This window comes from Advenella kashmirensis WT001 (assembly GCF_000219915.2).
GTDB lineage: Bacteria > Pseudomonadota > Gammaproteobacteria > Burkholderiales > Burkholderiaceae_B > Advenella > Advenella kashmirensis.
In genome coordinates this window covers 2,426,000-2,443,012 of sequence record NC_017964.1, presented here as the reverse complement: position 1 = coordinate 2,443,012, position 17,013 = coordinate 2,426,000, and the positions used below count along the sequence as shown (strand labels likewise).

Genomic DNA, 17,013 nt, shown 5'->3' with positions numbered 1-17,013 from the left:
ATTCTGTCCAGCCTTGTCCAGGGCCTTGCATCGCTTGCCTGTTGTTACTCAGGCAAAAAACCGTTGACCGAAAGATACCGCTCGCCGGTATCATAATTGATCCCCATTATTTTGGCGTTGGCGGGCAAGCTGGGTAAGGTTTTTGCAATTGCCGCCAGTGTTGCGCCGCTGCTGATACCAACCAGCAGCCCTTCCTGCGTAGCTGCGCGGCGGGCATAATCCAGCGATTCGGGGACCTCAACAGAAATTGTGCCGTCCAGCAGGCTCATGTCCAGATTGACGGGAATGAAGCCGGCTCCAATGCCCTGCAGGGCATGCGGGCCGGGTTCGCCGCCCGCGATGACCGCAGAGGCGGCAGGTTCAACAGCCAGTACTTTCAATTGCGGCCAATGTTTTTTCAGGGTACGGGCGATGCCGGTAATATGGCCGCCGGTACCAACAGCGGTAATCAGAAAGTCCAGTCCTTCAGGAAAATCGTCGAGAATTTCCTTCGCTGTACGCTCGGCATGCACCAGTGGATTAGCCGGATTGTCAAACTGCTGAGGAATCCATGCGCCAGGTGTTTGTTCAGCCAGTTCGACAGCGCGCGCAATGGCGCCTTTCATTCCTTTTTCTTTGGGGGTCAGGTCAAACTGGGCGCCATAGGCTTTGATCAGGCGACGTCGTTCTATACTCATGCTTTCAGGCATGACAAGAATAAGCTTATAACCTTTGATTGCTGCCACCATGGCCAGGCCAACGCCGGTGTTGCCGGAGGTTGGTTCGATAATGGTCGCGCCTGGCTTGAGTTGGCCGGACCGTTCGGCCGCTTCAATCATGGAAAGGGCAGCGCGGTCTTTTAGCGAACCACCAGGATTGAACCGCTCTGCCTTGATCCAGACTTGCTGCTGGCCGGGGAACATACGGGAAAAACGGATATGTGGAGTTTGACCAATAGTGTCAAGTACGGATTCTGCTTTCATGAGGTAGGATGTGTGGTTAGGGGAAAAAGCCGAATATAGCATACTGTCTGTGCAGGGCAACAGAAGGTTTTTTTCTGAGAAGGCGGGGCTATATTACAGCGTTACAGCGCTCGCCCTGAACGTTCGCCTTGCAGCAAGGGGAGCGCAATTTGCAGCGTTAAACCGGGCGCTGCAGGCGGGTAAAGGACGGCGCACCCTGTAAAAAATCGATAAACCTGCTCACTGCAGGCCGATAGCATGCACAGGTTACGCCGCTGCCGTACGAAACGGCTGCTGTTTGAAGACAGGATGATCCTGCTATACTGCAAGCGGAATAAAAAAATAAAAAAACAGTATTGCCAGGAAAGCGTATTAAGAAAAAGGGTAACGCGGGCGATCCCGGCTGCCTGAAAGCGAATGTCGCGGCGTATCACAATCGTATCGATGGTGGATCGTGCATCGGTTGACCGGTTGCGGGTACAACTGAAACGAACGAGGAAATCGGCAATGGCGTCAGAACTGGAACTGGTAGGAAGGCTGGTCATGTCAGCGGTGCTGGGCAGTGTTATCGGATTCGAACGAGAGCGATTGTCCTGGGCGGCGGGGCTACGAACCCATATGCTTGTGTGCGTAGGATCTGCACTGATCATGATTGTTTCCATATATGGTTTTTCGGATGCGCTGGGTGAGCATGTCACCCTGGATCCATCGCGGGTCGCTGCACAAGTAGTATCGGGTATCGGTTTTCTGGGCGCAGGCGCCATTCTTGCGCGCGGGCAGGTTATTCGCGGCCTGACAACCGCAGCCAGCGTTTGGTCGGTTGCCGGCGTCGGGCTTGCCGTAGGCGGCGGATTGTATATTCCGTCCATTTCGGCAACGATTATCATTTTGCTGATATTGGCCGGCATCAAGCCACTGGAAAAACGCTTTATCGCCTACCATCAGCGGCGTCATGTCACTATCAAGGTCAGGCGCGGGCAATTAACCCTGGGTATCTTCAACCAGGCGCTTGGTGTGAGTGCGAATCGGGTCAAGCAGTTTATTGTGCAGCCGTCTGAAAAAGAAGAATACGATAGCGTGTATGTTGTCTTTTCCCGAATGTCACCGCAGGAATACGGCGTGATTCGCAGCAAATTCAAGGACATTCCGGGTCTTGAATCCATTTCAGAACGGGCTTCCGACGAGGACATTGACCCGTACTCGTGGTAGGGATGTGCGCAGCCAATCAGAAGTACCCCCGAACACAGTGCACGCCAATTCAAATGTGAAAGGTGTCAGGCGGCGACCGGCACCGGCCTGGAACGCAGTTCATACAGCGTAATACCGATACCGCTGGCGCAGATAACACCGATGCCAAGCCAGGTGATGCCGTCGGGAAACTGGTTCCATATCAGCCAGCCCAATGCGGTTGCGCTGATAATTTGCAGATAAACAAAGGGTGACAAAAGCGATGCCGGCGCCTGGCGATATGCCTGAATCTGCAACAGATGGCCCAAGCCGCCTGTAATGCCGGTAGACAGCAGCAACAGCCATTGCTTCAGATCCAGCACGGCGAGCACCTGCACGACTTGGTCGATTGTAAACAGCGTATATACGGTTAGCACCACGGTGCCAAACAGTCCGCTCCAGATCAGCGTGGTAAATGGGTTGTCGCCGGCCAGTCTCCTGTTGGCGATAAACTGCAAGGAAAAAATCACCGCATTGGATAACCCGAAAAATACCCCGGTAGGATCAAGCCCACCTGACGGACGGATCACAATCAGAATACCAAGAAACCCCACGATCGCGGCAACCCACCGTGATAGCATCGCTTTTTCCTTGAGTATCCACGGCGCGACCGCCAGAAGAATAAGCGGAGCAATAAAATTGATCGCGGTGGCCTGGGCCTGGGGCAGGTAGCGTAACGTCGTGAAAAACACCATGGTGGACGTGAGCATGAACACGCCACGCAGCAATTGTTCCACCGGTTTTTTGGTTTTCAGGATCTGCCAGCCTCTGGCCGGTATGACAATTGACGCCACCAGAATCAGATGCACCGAATAGCGCACCCAACATAGTACAAGGAGTGGAACGCCGACAGACATCAACCATTTGCCGGTGGCATCCAGTGTGGACAGCACCGACATCGCCACCAGCAGGGAAAGGATTCCGGGCAGGGGGCTGGATATTGGCGAAGTCGGCTGAGTCATGTGATTCCGAAGGCTGCAGGCCGGGGCTGTCACGGGTGCAGTGTCCGGCAAAAGGTACTGGGGTAAATCCTGGCTCTTATGGTAGAGGATTTACCCTGACAACACCAGCGTATGTGGTTGCTGGTTGAGCTTTCCAACGCCGAGTGTTGTCATTATCACAACTGTTGAGCTGCGCAGGCGATATGTTCACCCGCTCAGGCGATAGAAACCGGACGATATAAACGCGGTATAAAGTGCGATAGAAGTACGCAACTTTGCGCCCGTTTATGTGCCGGTCGCTGTTTGCTGATCAGGTATTGCCCTGAACAGCCAGTCGTGTCCGGCTGCGCGTGCGCAGGAAATACCAGATTGATACGGCCATCAAAGCGCCCAATAGCACCATTTCAAGCTGTACGCTGGCATTGAAGGCGTGTTGGTAGTTACGGCCTTGCAGCAGCGATTGCGAAAACACGACGCCCAGCAGCGCCGGTCCAAAGCCCATAGACGCCTGTTGTATTGTCGATAACATTGCGCTGCCAGAACCGGCCTGGTCTGGCGGGATCTGCGACATGCCGATGCGGTAAAAGGCACCCACAATAAACGCCTGGCCGATACCGATGAACAGAGAAGGAATAGTCAGCGACAGAAGGTTTGGGGCGGGCCATACCTGTTGCAAGACCCATAGCAGGATGAGCAGACCCGGAATGACCATGGCGCAACCCAGGATGAGCGTTGGGAGCAGTCCTATCCGGGCCACCACGCGGGTGCTCAGCAGCGAGCCCGCAAAAAAGAAGACGCCCAGCGCAATAAAAGAATTACCCGATTGCAAGGGTGTCAGACCGGCGCCTGCCTGTAGCGTGAGCGCGAGCACGAACATGAAGCCGCTCCAGCAAGCGAAAAAAAGGATGGCGGTGAAAAAACCGAAACGCACGGTGGGCAGCCGCAGCAGGGAAGGCGGCAATAAGGGCAGGACGCCCCTGCGCTCCTGACGGACCTCTGTTTTCCAGAGCGCAATGGCCAGCGGTACTGCGCAAGCGAGCGCGGCCAGGCATAGCCAGTGCCAGTGCATGGACGGGCCCAGTGCGACAGGTAGCAAAATACTGATAATGAGCAAGGCCAGCAAGAGCGTGCCCGGACCATCGATGCCTGCCGGGTTCTCCCGGCGGGTTTCGGGGATATGGCGTGATGATAAGAACAAGACGGCAGCACACACCGGCAAATTGATCAGAAAAATGCTGCGCCATTCCGACCCGGCGATATTGGCATGGACCAGGAAGCCTCCCAGTACTTGCCCAATAATGAATGACAGGCCACCTATCGAACTATAGAGGCCAATGGCGCGGGAGTGTGAGTGGCCCTTGAGGCAAACGTGGATCGTCGCCAATATTTGCGGCACCAGCAGGCAGCCGCGACCCCTTGCAGTGTACGGGCCAGCAAAAGGAGAGAAATGCTGGGTGCAATACCACAAAGCAGCGATGAAATACCAAAGAGCAATACGCCGATATTGAAAAGGCGCCGTCGTCCGTACATATCGCCCAGCCTGCCTCCCATTGCCAGCATCACGGCGAAAGCCACGCCGTATACCGCGACCATCAGCTCAAGCTCATACTCGGTTGCGTGCAGGGAGCGAGCAACGGAGTCCAGTGCCACGTTGATAATGGAAAAGTCTATTTGCGGCAAAAACATGCCCGCCAGCAGGACAGACAGGCCGGCATTGTCAAGGCGGCGGGTATCCTGCGGTGCATCTGACATCATAAAAAATCCTGGAAAAATATCATCGATGAAGTATTATGAGTATGTTTTTAGACGGGTACCAGAGCCTGTTTAGCCTGGTATAAATAGTGTTGGTCTGATACGCTAGCGTGGCCGTGTTACCGATGCGGCGGCCCTGGTCACAATAATGCAATCGTGATCGCAACAGGATGTGGATGAATGCAGGCAGGCAACAAATGCGCTTGCCTGGTGCCATCACGTTTGTAAAGACCGTTGCAACAGTGCTGCCCCACCGGCAGGAGTGAAAATGAAATTGACTGACAACATGACCGCCGTTATAACGCATACGGCACAGGAGAGCCAAAAAACACCTGTTGACGATAGGGTAGATCGGGCGATGGAGTTGGGCATGTTTCTGCGCGCCCGACGTGAAAGCCTTGATCCGCGCCGCCTGGAGACTGCCAAGGGTATGGGCGTACCCGCACGCCCGGGCTGCGCCGCGAAGAAGTAGCGCAACTGGCTGAAATCGGTATCACCTGGTATACCAAACTCGAACAGGGACGCCCCATACGCGTGTCACCCAAAGTGTTGCAGGCTGTGGCATCTGCACTACAGTGCACCGAGACGGAAACGCGCTATATCTTTACGCTGGCAGGACTGGCCAGCCCGGCTTCAGCCGTGTCCGGGAAAATCTGCCGCATGATGCCAAATGCAATACAGACCATATTGGACCAATTGCGCCCTTTACCGGCGATTGTGCAAAATGCCAGATACGATATCGTTGCCTTTAACGATGCATTCTGCCGCATGATCGATCGCGACCTGAATCAGATCTCCCCCGAAGATCGCAATTGTATTTATCTGGTGCTGACCGATCCGCAGATCAGGCAGGTCACTCAGGATCTGCCAGATACGATCGCGCACATGGCGGCAAGGCTGCGTGCGCAGATGGCCGCGCATCTGGGCGATCCCGCCTGGGAACGCTATTTGCAGCGTTTGCTTGGCTGTTCTTCGGAATTTGCCGATATCTGGCACCAGAACCGCGTGTGCGCCACCATGGATCATATCGTGCGCTACAACTACGCCGGCCTTGGTACGCTGGAGGTACTGCAGACCAATTGGTGGAGTATGCCGATGGCTGGTGAGCGCCTGCTTGTGTATGTGCCCGTCGATCAGGCGAATCGCGACATTTTGTCCAGAAGGATGCAAACCCATGCTGCCTGAACCCGTGAATTTGTCGCGCTTCGATCCACAGACACTCAGATTGTTTTTGCTGGCGGCACGTTCGCTGAACCTGACCCGGGCATCGCAGGACGCACATATGACGCTGTCGGCGCTTAGCAAGCGAATTTCGGAGCTGGAAAAGCAGATCGGCTGTGAACTGTTTATCCGGCGGGCCAGGGGGCTGGAGCTGACGCCGGCAGGTCATGCGTTGGTTGAGCATGCGCAATTGGTTATTGCCGCTGTCACGCGGCTCACTTCAGACATGAGCGCGTATTCTGCCGGTTTGCGTGGACAGGTGCGAATCTGGGCCAATACTTCATCTGTGATTCAGTTTCTGCCTCGCGATCTGGCTGCATTTTCCAGAACGCACCCGGCGATCAGGCTAAGCCTTGACGAAAAGCTAAGTCATGAAATTATTACAGCGCTCACCCAGGAAAGAATTGATATCGGTATTTTTGCTGACAATATTCCCAGTGGTCAGGTAGAAAAATACTTCTACCGTCATGATCAACTGGTGGTGCTGGTGCCGCGCGGACATCCACTGGGAAAACACAAGCGGATTCGTTTTGCTCAGGTGCTGGACAATGATTTTGTCGGCCTCTCGGATGGCAGTTCTTTGCAAGTGCGCATGCAGGATGCTGCTCTGGCTGCCGGTAAAACGCTGCGGTTGCGCGTTCAGGTCAGCAGCTTTGATGCAATCTGCCGGATGATTGAAGCAGGGTTGGGGGTTGGTTTATTACCGCTGGAAGCCGTCCGTCCTGAAATTATCGGCAAGGGGCTTCACGCGCTGGCGCTGGATGACGACTGGGGCCAGCGCACCTTGTATGTCGGCGTGCGTAATGCGGTTGGTCTCAAGCCCGACGCGCAGCGATTGCTCGACTTTCTGAAGCAGGCCCATCAAACGGGATGATGGCTAACGGGGGCGTTTGCCTGCGGCACCGGCAGGCGGGTTTGCTTGCGCATATTCCATAATGAAAATCGGCACATGAGTAATTGCACATGAATATCCGCCAAATAGCGCACTATCGAAGTGCTCATTCGCACTGCATTACGGGTCGATAGTACGTCCTGTCAGGCTTTGATTGGTGGAAAAAAGAGCGCTTGACTCACGGCGAGCAGATTTCCAGCCTTGAAAATATGGAAAGGGTCGTCATAAAAATAGCAATTTTCAAACAGGCATAATCCGGTCATGATGGCAAATACCCATTTTGAATAAACAGGTAATGCATGTCGAAACCGCTGGATGGAATCAGAGTACTGGAACTGGGGCAGCTTATTGCCGGACCCTTTGCCACCAAAATGCTGGCCGAGTTTGGCGCAGAAGTCATCAAGATAGAACCGCCCGGTACCGGTGATCCGTTAAGAAAATGGCGCCTGTTGCACGAAGGCACGTCTGTCTGGTGGGCGTCGCAGTCGCGCAATAAGAAATCGGTTACGCTCAATCTGCACGAACCAGAGGGCCAGGATGTCATACGCCGGCTGGTGGCCGATGTCGATGTGATTGTGGAGAATTTTCGCCCCGGCACGCTGGAAAAGTGGAATCTGGGTTTTGAAGCGCTCAAGCAAATCAATCCGCGGCTGATCATGCTGCGTGTATCGGGTTACGGGCAGACGGGTCCCTATAAAGACCTCCCGGGGTTTGGCGTGGTGGGCGAGGCGATGGGTGGCCTGCGTCACTTGAGCGGCGAACCGGACCGGCCCCCGGTGCGCGTGGGTATTTCGATTGGCGATTCGCTGTCGGCCTTGCATGGCGTGATTGGGGTGCTGCTGGCCTTGCGGCATCGCGACCAGTTCAATGGCGCCGGCCAGATGGTGGATGTGGCTCTGTATGAATCAGTATTCAATATGATGGAAAGCACCATCGCCGAATATTCTGTATTCGGACAGGTGCGTCAGCCGGCGGGCAGCAGCCTGCCGGGAATAACGCCAAGCAATGCCTATCGCTGTGCCGACGATAAATATGCACTGATTGCAGGAAATGGAGATAGCATATTCAAACGGCTAATGTCCCTGATCGGGCGCGATGACATCGGCGAGGATCCGGCATTCCAATATAACGACGGGCGTTCAAAACAGGCCGGGTATATCGACGATGTTATCGGACAATGGACGGCGCAGCATACACTGGATCAGGTGCTTGAACAATTGCATGCGCATCGCATACCTGGCGGACGCATTTATGATGCGGCCGATATCGCTAAAGATCCGCATTATCACGCACGGCAAATGTTGATTGACGGTGAGCTTGAAGATGGCACGCCGGTAACCTTGCCAGGGATTCTGCCCAAATTGAGCGAAACGCCGGGCGATGTGCGACGTCGGGCGCCGGTGCTGGGACAGGACACCGAGCAGGTCCTGGATCAGCTGGGCGTTGACGCCGCGACTCGTGCAGACTGGAAAACGCGGGGCATTATCTGAGATGCAGCCTGTGCCGCGGCCCAATAAACATTTTCACAGCCATTCCGGCGTCGCCGGGCACGGGATTTATTGACGCGCAGCGCGTCAGGAGCAAGATATGAAAAAACTGTTTATCCAGGAAGTCGCCCCAAGGGACGGCTTTCAGAACGAAGCGCGGTTTATTGAAACGGACGACAAGATTGCTTTTATTGACCAGCTGAGCCAATGCGGCTACGCCAAAATAGAAGTGACCTCGTTTACTTCTCCCAAGGCCATTCCGGCCCTTAAGGATGCGGAGGCGGTGATGCACCGGATCCGTCGCAATCCGGATGTCGTCTATACCGTGCTGGTGCCAAATCTGCGCGGTGCCGAAAGAGCCATGTCCTGCGGTGTGGACGAAGTCAATCTGGTTATGTCGGTGAGCGAGACCCACAATCTGTCGAATCTGCGCATGAGCCGCGAGCGCTCATTTGAACAGCTCGCGGCGGTAATCGGTGAAGTAAGGCCCACCAGCACAGCGATCAACGTGTCCTTGTCTACGGTTTTTGGCTGTCCGATGCAGGGCGATGTTGCGCTGGATGAGGTAGTGGCCTGGGTGGATCGATTCGCACAGCTGGGTGTGGATGGCGTAACGCTATGCGATACCACGGGCATGGCCTATCCAACACAAGTCGGCAGCTTGTTTGGCGCTGTCCTGGCACGTTTCCCGAATTTACAGGTGACCGCACATTTTCATAATACACGTGGCATGGCGTTGGCCAATACCGTGACCGCTCTGCAGGCCGGGGTCGTGCGTTTTGATAGCTCTTTGGGCGGTCTGGGCGGTTGCCCCTATGCGCCGGGCGCGTCTGGAAACGTCACGACCGAAGACATGGTTCATATGCTCGAACTGATGGGCTATGACACTGGCATCAATCTGGAGGGCATTCTGGCGATCAGTCGCTCGCTCGTACCGCTAATCGGACATGACGTGAACAGTCAGACGCTTGCCGCAGGTACCCGCATGGCTTTGCATCCGGTCCCGGATTACGTCAGGCAATTGCAGCAGGCGCAATGAAACATCGGGCGCAGGAAGGTTCGACCAGCATAAAAAATCAATTGCAATAATTGGAACAAGGATAGTTTATTCTGATTCCCGGAAAAAACGATGAGTACTCATACAAAACAACGGAGACACACATGAAACACAAATTATTGAAACCCGCGCTGCTGACACTGGCTGCCAGTACGATTGCTATAACGAATGCAACGGCACAGGAAGCGGCATATCCACAGCGCCCCATTTCACTGATCGTTTCGGCCGCCCCGGGTGGCACGACCGATCTGGCGGCGCGTATGATTGCCGATCCGCTTAGCAAGGAACTGGGACAGCCGGTGGTGGTGGAAAACAAACCCGGCGCCTCGGGTGGTATTGCTGCGCAGCAGGTATTGCGTGCCAAGCCCGATGGTTACACGCTGTTGTTGCAGTACTCGGGCTATCAGGTTATTACACCCAGCATAGAAAAAGTCAGCTGGGATCCGGTCAAGGACTTTACGCCCATCGCAAATGTGTTGTCGGCTCCTCAATTGCTGGTGGTTAAAAAAGACTTGCCGGTCAACAGCCTGAAGGAACTGGTGCAGTACGCCAAAGATAATCCGGGCAAACTCAATTACGCGTCTTCCGGCACCGGTGCGCTTCAGCATGTGGCGACTGAACAGTTAAACCAGATGGCTGGCATCAAGACAACTCATGTTCCCTACAAAGGAACCGGGCCTGCGCTGACTGACTTGCTGGCCGGTGTGGTTGACCTGACGATTACGACGCCACCGCCGCTGTTGCCGCACGTCAAATCCGGTGCGCTCAAGGCGCTGGCCGTCACGAGTAAGGAGCCGTTGCCTTCGCTTCCAAACGTGCCCACAGCCGCCGCCGCAGGCTATCCTGACTGGCTGGTATCTTCCTGGTTTGCCATGTACGGACCAAAGGGCGTACCCAGCGACGTAGTGCAACGGCTGAACGCGGCAATTGAGAAAATCATGCAACGCCGGAGTATAAAAAGAAAGCCGAAGGGCTGGGAGCAACCGCTGAATACATGGGTCCGGAGCAATTGGGCAAATATACCGGCGAAGAGTTGGCTCGGTGGAAAAAGGTGATTGATGCGGCTGGTATCAAGGGTGGTAATTGAGCTATTGAGCGATTTAACCTGAGCGCGCAGTGAGCGTGTCAGGCAAAAATAGCTATTACGATTGCAATGAAATTTCCAGTGGCCGGGCCTGTGTTTGCAGCCTCGGCCATTATTGCATATATGATAGCGGCATATTTTTTACTGATGGGGAGACAGAGTTGAAAAAATCCATACTGGCCATTATGGCGGCATTGGTGTCGGGCAGTGCGCTGGCCGCATATCCGGAAAAACCAATTACCATGATCATTCCGTTCCCACCGGGACAGGCGACCGATACCTTTGCCCGTGCGCTTGCCGATGAATTGGGTAAAGCGATGGGGCAACCTGTTATCACGGAAAACAAGGCAGGCGCCGGCAGCAATATCGGCATGCAACAGGCCGTAAGAGCCAAACCCGACGGCTATACGATCGTGGTCGGTGGCAGTGCAGCGGCTGTTAACCAGACCCTTTACACAAAACCCGGATATAGTCTGCAGGGCGATCTGCAGGCCGTATCGGGTGTATTTTCCGTACCGCTGATTTTTCTGGCCAATCCCAAGTCCGGGATTCATTCGCTGCAGGACGTTGTAGACAAATCCAAGGCCGAGCCCGAGTCGCTGGCTTATGCCAGTGCCGGCATTGGTGGCACTCAACACTTGTCGGCAGAAATGTTCCAGGCAGGTACGGATATTTCGCTCAGGCATATACCCTATAAAGGTAGTGGTCCTGCACAAGCGGATTTTATCGGCAATCAGGTACCGCTCATGGTCGATTCGGTGACCGCGGCATTGCCTTATATCAAGGACAAGAAAGCCGTGCCTTTGGGTGTGACGACGGCCACTCGCTTAAAGGCGTTGCCCGGTGTACCGACGGTGGGTGAGATGGTTCCCGGCTTTGAGGCCATTGGCTGGGCTGCCGTATTTGTACCCCGGCAAACACCCGCAGACGTGGTTGAAAAATTGAACAGTGAAATCGTCAAGGCGCTCAACAGCCCTAAATTGTCGGCCTTTATTGCCGATCGCGGGGCGATGCCGATGCCGCAAACGACGCAACAGGCCAATGACTTTATCAGGCTGAAGTTGCCAAATGGGGCAAGGCCGTGAAGGATTCGGGCGCTACGGTCGATTGAGGCGCTGCGTTGTTAGCAAAGGCCTTGTTATATAGCGAGAAGGCGCTTAAATTGTTCGGCAGCGCCGACTGTACCAAACACACTTGCAATCAGGCGGTCTTGCGAAATGTCAGGTTAATGCGGTTTGAGCCGAGCAATGGGTGCGGATTGTCTTTGAGTGCCATGACACCGTGGTAACGCAAACGATCGGGACCGCCCCAGACCACAATATCGCCATGGAACAGCGGTATTTTCTCGGGACGATCACTGCGTTTGAGGCCGCCGAATTGAAACATGGCGGGCATTCCCAGTGAGACTGACACAATGGGCGCTGAAAAGTCAGTTTCATCCTTGTCCTGATGCAGGCTGAGCCGAGCGCCCGGCACGTAGCGGTTGATCAGGCAGGAGTCTGGTGTGAAGCCAGCATAACCACACTGGTCGGCTGCCTGTCGGGCGAGAGCGAGGAATACGTCTGGCATAGCCGGCCATGGCTGACCGGTTTGCGGATCAATCGCAGCATAACGATAGCCCTTGCGATCAGCGGTCCAGCCGGCGGTGCCACAGCAGGTGAGGGCTACGGACATGGTGTAGCCGCCTGGTGTGACCATATGCCGAAAGGGCGACTGCAGGCGAATCTGTCGCAGTTGCGCCAACACCCTGTCTACATATTCCAGCGCATACCCACGCAATACCCATGCGCCTGGCCCCAGGCGTACGTCTGGGGCGTGGCGTCCGGTGCAGGCATGGCATCAGGTGGAAAAAGGGAAATGGTACTCATAAGATTGAAGTTAAATATCACGTGGCCGGTAGCACGTCGCATGTCGCATGTCGCACGTCGCACGTCGCGTTACGGCGAGGCTTGTTGAAAATCTGTCCGCTCTGCACAAGGCACGGGTCAGTGCCGTCATGCAGGTGATCATTGTTTTACTGGGCGATGGTGTCGGTCCTCAGGCAATGCCAGTTGACATTGCCTGTTCGCCTGAGCACAACGACCTGTTCACAAATAAAAACTGACTATATATAAAAAACTGACTATATAAAAAATGCCTATATATGAAAATGCCTGCTTATAAAAATGCCGACATATAGCGTTTAGCGTAAAACCCGCGGCCTGTAAACAACGAAGCTGCCTGTTGTTGGTGCCGGCAGAACACGGTTATGCGGTCTGCGTGCGACATTGCGTTCTTACTGTGGTTTAATGTTTCATCTGCTGGAGCGCGGATAACGCTTTAGCGGGAACAACACAGTCGTGGGCCAATGTTGAGACCAGGTCGCCCGGATAACGGCCGGGCAAGGCTTTATGGCCGATGTGGCTGTAAGGTCGTTCAGGTTAATTGGATCAATAGACTCAATTAGATCAATAGCGCCATAAGCGCCACTATGGCCCGCTTGCCAGTCTGTTCCTGCCATGCTGTTATTTTATAATAATACTGTTTAAATATATAGTATTTTATTTTTGGTTACCCATGTCTGAGCAATCGTCACATCCGTCATATCTGACAACGCCCGTACTGTTTTTGATGGCCATCGCTTGTGGCCTGTGTGCAGGGGGTAACTATTTCAACCAGCCGCTGCTGCATTCCATTTCCGTCAGCCTGGGTATTACAGAGACCCGCGCGGCACTCACGGTAACGGTCGCGCAGGTCAGCTATGCGCTGGGTCTGCTGTTCATCGTACCGCTGGGCGACAAGTTCGAGCGCCGACAGCTAGCTGTCGGCCTGATGGTGCTGGCGGCAATCGGACAGTTTATCAGCGGCCTGGCACTTAACAGTACCATGTTGTTTGTGGGCGTCGGCATGGCGGGCCTGTTTTCCGTTGCGGCACAGGTCCTGGTGCCGATGGCTGCCATTCTGTCGGCGCCATCGCGTAGCGGTCGCGCAGTGGGCATGGTCATGAGCGGTCTGCTTACAGGTATTTTGCTGGCCCGAAGTGTTGCCGGGCTACTGTCCGGCATTGGTGGATGGTCGACCGTTTATCTGGTGTCAGGCGTCATCATGCTTGGCATTGCAACTGTTCTCTGGCTCAAACTGCCATCCTCCAAAAATCCGCAAACTCACGGCTATCTGTCTATTCTTGCGTCACTGTTTACGTTGCTGCGTGAGCAGCCGCGCTTGCGTACGCGCGCACTTATGGGTGGACTCGGTTTTGCATCGGTCAGCGCGTTGTTTTCAACCATGGCGCTCCTCTTGGCCGGACCTGCACACGGTTTAAATGATGTACCATTGGCCTGGTGGGACTGGCCGGCGTCATGGGAGCCTTGATGGCATCATTGGGAGGCCGTTTGGCCGATCGCGGCCTGGGTGATACGGTTACAGCCGTCAGCGTTGTACTGTTGCTGCTTAGCTGGGGCTTGCTATGGCTGGGACACGATAATCTGTGGTGGTTTATTGCAGGTATGCTGGTGATTGATCTGGCTCTGCAGGGCGTGCACATCAATAATCAAACCACTATATTTGCCTTGCTGCCCCATGCACGGTCACGTTTGAATGCCGTGTACATGACCAGTTATTTCATTGGCGGTGCCTCTGGCTCAACACTCGGTACCATCGCCTGGACCTACGGTGGATGGGCCGGCACCTGTCTTTTAGGGAGTCTGTTGGCGATCATGACCGGTCTGGCCACCTGGGCTGACCGCAAGGTCAAGTCAGCCAGCCAGCGCTCTGACCACACCGCTGTAACAGTAACCGGACAGTAGAAATCAATTTTTAATTTTTTATCAAGGGAGACACAAATGAAAATTTTTTATTCCGCCGCTTCGCCTTTCGTGCGCAAGACAATGATCGTGGCCGATGAACTTGGCGTCGTGGACCGAATTGAACGCCTGCCGGCCGCTGCCAATCCTGTGAATCGCGATCGCAATATTATTCCATTCAATCCGCTGGGCCAGGTGCCAACGTTTATCACGGACGACGAGCAGGTACTGTTCGATAGCAAAGTCATTTGTGAGTACCTGAACACCACTTTCAAGGGCAAGCTGTTTGGCGACGACAATACACGCTTCAAGCTGCTGACGGATCACGCTGTAGCAGATGGCGCCATTGCTGCGTCATTGTTGGTCCGCTATGAACTACTGGCGCGTCCCGAAGCATTGCGCTGGAACGAATGGCTGGAGGGCCAGACCGATAAGATCACAACGGCATTGCAGTACTTCGAAGACAAGGCGCAGGAGCTGTATGACCGAATCGATATTGTCACTATCACGCTGGCGTGTGCTTTTGATTATCTGGATTTTCGGCTGCCGGACTATAACTGGCAGAAGCGTTTCCCAGGCCTGAAAGCCTGGTATGACAAGTTTTCTGTACGTGAAAGCATTGCCAAAACCAAGCCTCAGTAAAATGACTGCAGATTCGCAGTAACCAGCTCCAAGAGGGCTGCGAATCTCGATGTGAATCGGTATAGCAGATTGGCTTACTATACCGGTGAAGGATACAGGGGGCGATGCATATCAAAGACAGAAGGGCTTTTCTTCAGTTGATGGCGGCAGCGAGTGCTGGCATGCTTGCACCCGCTGTGTTGCGTGCGCAGCAGGGGATGGAGCAGTTTTATGATCTGCCGGCGTTTGGCAACGTCAGTTTCATGCACATCTCAGACGTGCAGGCCCAATGGAAACCTGTGTATTATCGCGAACCTGCTGGTCAGATGGCAATTGCCGCACTGGGCGCAACACCACCCAATGTGAGTGGCGATGCGTTGCTGCAATATTACAACTTGATGATCGGCTCGGCCCAGGCCTATGCATTCAGCAGCGCGGATTATGCGGCCGCGGCAGCCGACTACGGGATGCTGGGCGGAATTGCTCACCTTGCTTCATTAATTGGGATCGTTAAGCGTTCCCGCAAGCACGCTTGGTTGCTGGACGGCGGTAATGGCAATCTGCACTCGTCGGCCCCCTGGGCAACAGCGGATGGAGCAAATGCCGTGCATCATGCCCTGGGTGTAAACCTGGGCTTGCCAGAAACAATGCATATTCAGATAGCCCTTGCTGCAGAAGATCCCGATTCAGCGGCACCTACACAGGTGCGAGGCGCGCAATATCCATGCATTGCACACAATGTATTCGATCCGGTTAAGGAGAAGCCGTTATTTGCGCCCTATATACTGCACAAGCACAACGAAATCACGGTTGCCATTATTGGCCAGGCAGCGCATAACGAATTATTTACCAGGGATCGCTGCGACCCAAACGCCATGCTGAACGCAAGCACTGGCGTCACCGAGCGACCGATTATGCGTTTGGGTGAACGCGAGCTGCAGCGCAGTGTCAATGAAGTACGGAAAAAAGGTGCGCAAGTCGTGCTATTGCTTTCCCGGGCCGGTGTGGATGCCGATTTGCAACTTGCCGCAAGTGTCACTGGTATTGACGTGATACTGGGCGGTCGTTCGGCGACCCCCTTGCCTGAACCCATTCTTGTTTCCAATAACAAGGGTAAAACCGCGGTCACCAACGCCGGCGCGCAAGGGCGATTTCTGGCCGTGCTGGACCTGGATGTGGGCAAAGGTGGATTGGTGGATTTTCGCTATAACCTGCTGCCCGTCGTAGCTGCCTTCGTACAGGCCGACAGCCGTATGACAAAACGGGTTGATGAGGCTTACGCCACAGCCAATGCCAATTTGTCAGAAAAAATCGCTGTTACCGAAGGGCTGCTTTACCGCAGGGGTACGTTCAACGGTACCTGGGACGAACTGCTGCTGCAAGCTATGCTGCAGCATAGCGGGGCGCAGATCGCACTTTATCCCGGATACCGCTGGGGCCCGACGCTATTGCCTGGCGCTACAATTACCCGCGAGGATATCATCAACCAGCTTGCGTTGGGCGATACACAAATGTGCTCGGGAGCGATGCGCGGCAGGGATATACATGTCTTGCTGGAGAGCGCTGCCCAGGCGCTTTTCAGCCCTGATGCATATATGCGCTCGGAACAGGATATGTTGCGAACCGGTGGCCTGCAATACCGAGTCGACCCCGATCAGGAGCAAGGCAAGCGTATTACAAACGTCATGGTTGGCAATCAGCCACTGCAGGCAGATGAAAAATATGATGTCGCCACCTGGGGGTTGGCCGTGCCATTTGAGTCTGAACAGGCGGTGCCCGCAGATGCGACTGGAGCGAACGATGAAACGAAAACGACCAGGAGTGTTGAAAGTAACGATACGGTGCAGGACGGTGTGACCACCGGTAAATCCGAAGATATGCCGGCGAAGACGACAGATATTATGCTGGATGTGCTGTTAAGTTATTTGCGGCAGCAAAACACGATACCGGGGATAGAAACCTATCAGCCGCAGATTGTAAGGCGGAAACCGCAGGCTTAGCGTTTACT

13 protein-coding genes and 3 pseudogenes are annotated in these 17,013 nt (G+C 54.6%); 11 read left to right on the top strand and 5 right to left on the bottom strand.

Features of this window, described 5'->3' with window-relative positions:
• Nucleotides 1–44: 44 nt before the first annotated feature.
• Nucleotides 45–962 carry a cysteine synthase A gene (cysK, locus tag TKWG_RS11460; RefSeq protein WP_014750989.1) on the bottom strand — a complete coding sequence of 306 codons (918 nt, stop codon included), beginning with the start codon at nt 960–962 and terminating at the stop codon, nt 45–47.
• A gap of 486 nt (nt 963–1,448) precedes the next feature.
• On the opposite strand from cysK, the gene TKWG_RS11450 reads away from it, so the two are divergent.
• The gene (locus TKWG_RS11450; RefSeq protein WP_041709427.1) at nt 1,449–2,150 is read left to right on the top strand and encodes an MgtC/SapB family protein; all 702 of its coding nucleotides are present in this window, start codon (nt 1,449–1,451) and stop codon (nt 2,148–2,150) included.
• 65 nt (nt 2,151–2,215) lie between these two features.
• Here the strand turns inward: TKWG_RS11450 and TKWG_RS11445 are convergent, their stop codons facing one another.
• The 3 genes from TKWG_RS11445 to TKWG_RS27130 all read right to left on the bottom strand — a co-directional run bounded on the left by TKWG_RS11445 (nt 2,216) and on the right by TKWG_RS27130 (nt 4,864).
• Nucleotides 2,216–3,130, bottom strand: coding sequence for a DMT family transporter (locus tag TKWG_RS11445; RefSeq protein ID WP_014750986.1), 915 nt, complete (start codon nt 3,128–3,130; stop codon nt 2,216–2,218).
• 289 nt (nt 3,131–3,419) lie between these two features.
• Nucleotides 3,420–4,505, bottom strand: coding sequence for an MFS transporter (locus TKWG_RS24925; RefSeq protein ID WP_407636845.1), 1,086 nt, complete (start codon nt 4,503–4,505; stop codon nt 3,420–3,422).
• On the bottom strand, nt 4,424–4,864 hold the full coding sequence (locus tag TKWG_RS27130; protein WP_238534157.1) for an MFS transporter: 441 nt from the start codon (nt 4,862–4,864) through the stop codon (nt 4,424–4,426). Before TKWG_RS27130 ends, TKWG_RS24925 begins: the two co-directional genes overlap by 82 nt.
• 265 nt (nt 4,865–5,129) lie before the next feature.
• Here TKWG_RS27130 and TKWG_RS24005 point away from each other — a divergent pair, with 265 nt between their 5' ends.
• The 7 genes and pseudogenes from TKWG_RS24005 (at nt 5,130) to TKWG_RS11410 (ending at nt 11,713) form a co-directional block, all read left to right on the top strand.
• Nucleotides 5,130–5,333, top strand: a complete 204-nt coding sequence (locus TKWG_RS24005) for a hypothetical protein (protein ID WP_014750985.1) — start codon at nt 5,130–5,132, stop codon at nt 5,331–5,333.
• The gene (locus tag TKWG_RS11435) at nt 5,315–6,046 is read left to right on the top strand and encodes a helix-turn-helix transcriptional regulator (RefSeq protein ID WP_322786630.1); all 732 of its coding nucleotides are present in this window, start codon (nt 5,315–5,317) and stop codon (nt 6,044–6,046) included. Before TKWG_RS24005 ends, TKWG_RS11435 begins: the two co-directional genes overlap by 19 nt.
• On the top strand, nt 6,036–6,956 hold the full coding sequence (locus TKWG_RS11430) for a LysR family transcriptional regulator (RefSeq protein WP_014750983.1): 921 nt from the start codon (nt 6,036–6,038) through the stop codon (nt 6,954–6,956). The genes TKWG_RS11435 and TKWG_RS11430 overlap by 11 nt, the downstream gene beginning before the upstream one ends.
• Before the next feature lie 317 nt (nt 6,957–7,273).
• Nucleotides 7,274–8,464, top strand: coding sequence for a CaiB/BaiF CoA transferase family protein (locus TKWG_RS11425; RefSeq protein WP_014750982.1), 1,191 nt, complete (start codon nt 7,274–7,276; stop codon nt 8,462–8,464).
• Nucleotides 8,465–8,561: 97 nt separating this feature from the next.
• Nucleotides 8,562–9,500 (top strand): hydroxymethylglutaryl-CoA lyase, encoded by a 939-nt coding sequence (locus tag TKWG_RS11420; protein ID WP_014750981.1) that lies wholly within the window; start codon nt 8,562–8,564, stop codon nt 9,498–9,500.
• A 122-nt stretch (nt 9,501–9,622) separates the two neighbouring features.
• Nucleotides 9,623–10,605, top strand: a pseudogene (locus TKWG_RS11415) (Bug family tripartite tricarboxylate transporter substrate binding protein).
• 170 nt (nt 10,606–10,775) lie between these two features.
• Nucleotides 10,776–11,713: pseudogene (locus tag TKWG_RS11410) on the top strand (Bug family tripartite tricarboxylate transporter substrate binding protein).
• Nucleotides 11,714–11,802: 89 nt separating this feature from the next.
• On the opposite strand, the gene alkB reads toward TKWG_RS11410, so the two are convergent.
• Nucleotides 11,803–12,402 carry a DNA oxidative demethylase AlkB gene (alkB, locus tag TKWG_RS11405; RefSeq protein WP_148274531.1) on the bottom strand — a complete coding sequence of 200 codons (600 nt, stop codon included), beginning with the start codon at nt 12,400–12,402 and terminating at the stop codon, nt 11,803–11,805.
• A 756-nt stretch (nt 12,403–13,158) separates the two neighbouring features.
• Between alkB and TKWG_RS11395 the strand changes: the two are divergent.
• From TKWG_RS11395 to TKWG_RS11385, 3 genes and pseudogenes are all read left to right on the top strand, one after another.
• Nucleotides 13,159–14,387 (top strand): annotated as a pseudogene (locus TKWG_RS11395) (MFS transporter).
• Between the two features lie 36 nt (nt 14,388–14,423).
• A complete protein-coding gene (locus TKWG_RS11390) occupies nt 14,424–15,026 on the top strand; it encodes a glutathione S-transferase (protein WP_014750976.1) in 603 nt (200 codons plus the stop codon).
• 104 nt (nt 15,027–15,130) lie between these two features.
• Complete coding sequence (locus TKWG_RS11385; RefSeq protein ID WP_014750975.1) at nt 15,131–17,005, top strand: bifunctional metallophosphatase/5'-nucleotidase; 1,875 nt, start codon at nt 15,131–15,133, stop codon at nt 17,003–17,005.
• The last annotated feature ends 8 nt before the right edge of the window (nt 17,006–17,013 follow it).